This window comes from Endozoicomonas atrinae, assembly GCF_001647025.1.
Lineage (GTDB): Bacteria > Pseudomonadota > Gammaproteobacteria > Pseudomonadales > Endozoicomonadaceae > Endozoicomonas > Endozoicomonas atrinae.
Map to the genome: position 1 here is coordinate 1 of NZ_LUKQ02000411.1, position 3,391 is coordinate 3,391.

Annotated in this window: 2 protein-coding genes and 1 pseudogene; 1 reads left to right on the plus strand and 2 read right to left on the minus strand. The window is 47.9% G+C overall.

What is annotated here, in order from left to right; genetic code table 11:
• A pseudogene (locus AK963_RS32635) lies at positions 1-176 on the plus strand (IS256 family transposase); the annotation flags it as partial.
• A 133-nt stretch (positions 177-309) separates the two neighbouring features.
• On the opposite strand, the gene AK963_RS27110 reads toward AK963_RS32635, so the two are convergent.
• A complete protein-coding gene (locus tag AK963_RS27110) occupies positions 310-1,455 on the minus strand; it encodes an acyl-CoA dehydrogenase family protein (protein ID WP_139117703.1) in 1,146 nt (381 codons plus the stop codon).
• Between the two features lie 36 nt (positions 1,456-1,491).
• Positions 1,492-3,051, minus strand: a complete 1,560-nt coding sequence (locus AK963_RS27115) for a long-chain-fatty-acid--CoA ligase (RefSeq protein ID WP_066018450.1) — start codon at positions 3,049-3,051, stop codon at positions 1,492-1,494.
• Between the last annotated feature and the right edge of the window lie 340 nt (positions 3,052-3,391).

The window sequence follows — 3,391 nt, forward strand, 5'->3', positions numbered from 1 at the left end:
GCGTCATTCGTAAGGCGATCAAGAACCGGAAGATTTTTCGGACTGATGAGTCAGTCATGAAGGTAATCTATCTGGCCATGGAAAAAGCTTCCGAGAAATGGACCATGCCGATCAGGAACTGGAAAGCAGCCATGAACCGGTTTGAAATTATGTTTCCTGACCGGTTCAAGGAGTAATAGTTTTGGTGGCGTTTACACAGAATTATTTACAGGCTCGATTCTTCAAAAAATACTAGACTAACGAACATGAAATAAGAAAGTACTTCCCTGTAGGCTAAATAAGGTTCCAACAAGGAAGAGAGGTTGTAAGCTATAGATCCATTGCCTTTGCAATCACCGTTTTCATAATCTCATTGGTTCCAGCGTATATTCGACTGATACGAACATCCCGGTACATTTTGGAGATAAGGTATTCATCCATAAAGCCATAACCACCGTGGAGCTGCAAGCACTCATCAACAACACGGCACAGCATTTCCGATGTCCAGTATTTACCACCGCAGGCATCCGCTGCACTTAACGTACCTTCATTGACCTGGTCAATCATACGATCAACATAGGCAAAACCAAGATCGATCTCGGTTTTCATTTCGGCCATTTTGAAACGGGTATTCTGAAATTTGCTGACAGCCTGCCCAAAAGCCTTGCGCTCTTTGATGTACTCTTTGGTCAGGTCTAGTGCGGTTCTGGCTGAGGCTACCGCATCAATGCAGAGGTTCAGGCGTTCTACCGGCAGTTTTTCCATCATATACACAAAGCCTTTGCCGGGATCACCCAGTACGTTGGCTTTGGGTACCTTGACATTATCGAAGAACAGTTCTGCGGTATCCTGGGATTTCATGCCCATTTTTTTCAGTGGTTCTCCCCTGGAGAAGCCTTCCATGCCCCTTTCTACAAGAAAAAGACCCATTTCGTGGGGATTATCGAGATTGGTTTTTGCGGCGACGACAATAATGTCAGAAAGGATGCCGTTGGAAATAAAGATCTTAGAACCATTTAAAAGCCAGTGGTCGTCTTTTTCCACCGCAGTGGTTCTCATGCCGGCAAGGTCACTGCCCGCACCCGGCTCTGTCATCCCGACGGCCAGTATGGCCTCTCCGGTTATGCAGCGGCTGAGTAGCCGTTGCTTCTGCTCGTTATTGGCGTAACTGAGTAGATAGGGGGCGACTACCATGTTGTGCAGGCCAAGCATAAAACCCCGCTCGTTGACGCGGGCAAGCTCTTCACACATCACTACATCAAATCGGTGGTCCCCAATTCCCAGACCGCCGTATTTCTCTTCTGCCATGGGGACAAGAAAGCCATTTTCTCCGGCTTTCAGCCAGAGGTTGCGGTCAACAATACCGTCTTTCTCCCACTGTTCCTGATTGGGCACAATCTCCTTTTCCACGAAGCTTCGGAAGGCTGTGCGGAACTGTTCATGATCCTCATTAAAAATCTTTCTTGGCATATACATATCGATGACTTCCAGTTCAATGCCCTTTTGAAGGGCTTAATTAATACTGCGAGCTTTTTTATCCCAGTAGGGTCTTCTTAGCTCATTTTTCAGTATCTTTCCTGCCCCAGACAGAGGAAGCGGACTGTCCTGAATTGAGATACTTCTGGGGCACTTGTAATCGGCAATCAGAGTACGGCAGTGTTCCATGATGACCGTTTCATCGGTCGTGGCTCCGGGAGTAGGAACAATAATGGCATGCACCTGTTCACCCCACTTGTCACTGGGAATACCGATTACCGCGCACTGGGCGACAGAGGGGTGCTTATGAATGGCATTTTCTACTTCAATGGAATAAACATTCTCTCCACCGGACACAATCATGTCTTTTACCCGATCGACAATATAAACAAAGCCATCTTCATCAATTCTTCCGCTGTCCCCGGTATGCAGCCAGCCATTCTTCAGTGTTTTTTCAGTGACATCGGGCAGACCAAGATAACCCAGCATGACGTTGGGGCCCTTAAGGCAGATTTCACCAATATTGCCTGAAGATACCGGCTCGTCGTTTTCGTCCAGTATGGCCAGTTCTACACCAGGTATCGCCCGTCCAGCAGAGCTCAGTCGACCACTGAGAGGCCCTGTTATTGTGTGATATTCCGGTGCCAGACCGGAAATAAAGGGTGAGGTTTCTGTCTGTCCATAGCCCTGGTAAAAGCGGGTGTGCGGGAGCACTTCCATCGCTTTGACGATGACGGCTTCCGGCATGGGTGACGCGCCGTAGACAATGTCTGTCAGAGACGACAGGTCGTAGCTGGCTACTTCAGGATGATTGACGATCATATTGATCATGGTGGGGACAACCAGCATCCGTTGTATTTTGTGCTCTTCAACCATTTTCATGAAAGCAACGGGCTCAAAAGAGGGTAGGAAGTAGTTACTGCCAGCCACCATGGCGCAGGAGTTGATCATCACACCATCGGCAATATGAAACATTGGTGCTACATGGAGAATCCGCTCATTGTCACTGACTTTAATAAAGTTCCCGGCCTGTAAAGTGTTACTGACCAGATTTTGATGGCTGAGCATGACCCCTTTTGAGCGTCCGGTAGTTCCACCGGTGTAATAGATTGCGGCCAGGTCGTCATTGGCTCTGCCGGCATCAGAAGCAGGCGTGGAAGAAAGCAGTGGGTCAAAACTGATGAAGTCGTGTGGAGGCTCTCCATCATCCATATAGATGACCTGTTTCAGCGCTGGCAGCTTGGGTTTAAGTGTTGCGATTCTATCGGCGAAAGACCTGTCTACTAACAGGGTGCCGGCCTGGCAGTCTTCCAGCCAGAATTGAATTTCCGGATCAGCCAGACGACAGTTTATCGGTACATTGACGGCGCCTGCCCAGGGGATGGCAAACATACTTTGATAATACCGGTCAGAGTTGAGAGCCAGAATGGCAACTCTGTCACCTGCTTTTATCCCCAGTTGCCTGAACCCGCCAGCAAGGCCTGCCACCTGAGACAGCAGCTGCGACCAGGTACTGACACGACCATTCATGGAGGTGGCAATGCCATTGGGGTTGATCTGTGCAGAGCGACGGATAAGTTGAGTCAGCGAAAACATAAAAGGTCCCTCTTTTTTATTGTTCTAATTAGAAACGTTCTTTCGGTGTTAAGTAGCTGGCCATATGGAATTGTATATTTCTGGCTACTTGGACAGGTGCTATGCAAGGCACAACGGAAGGAGCATAGCCGTAGCTATGTGACCGGAGTTGTAACGAAGCAGAGTGCCTGAACAAGGAGTCAGAAATATCTGATTCTATATGTTTAGCTACTTATACCAATTTCATTTTCAAAATATGTCACGAATTCTGCGATTGCCTTTATACTTTAAATAGCCTGTTGTTCATCCCGTTAATGTCATGCCTAAAACTCCCGATTTTCCTGAAAACTTTCACGATGCA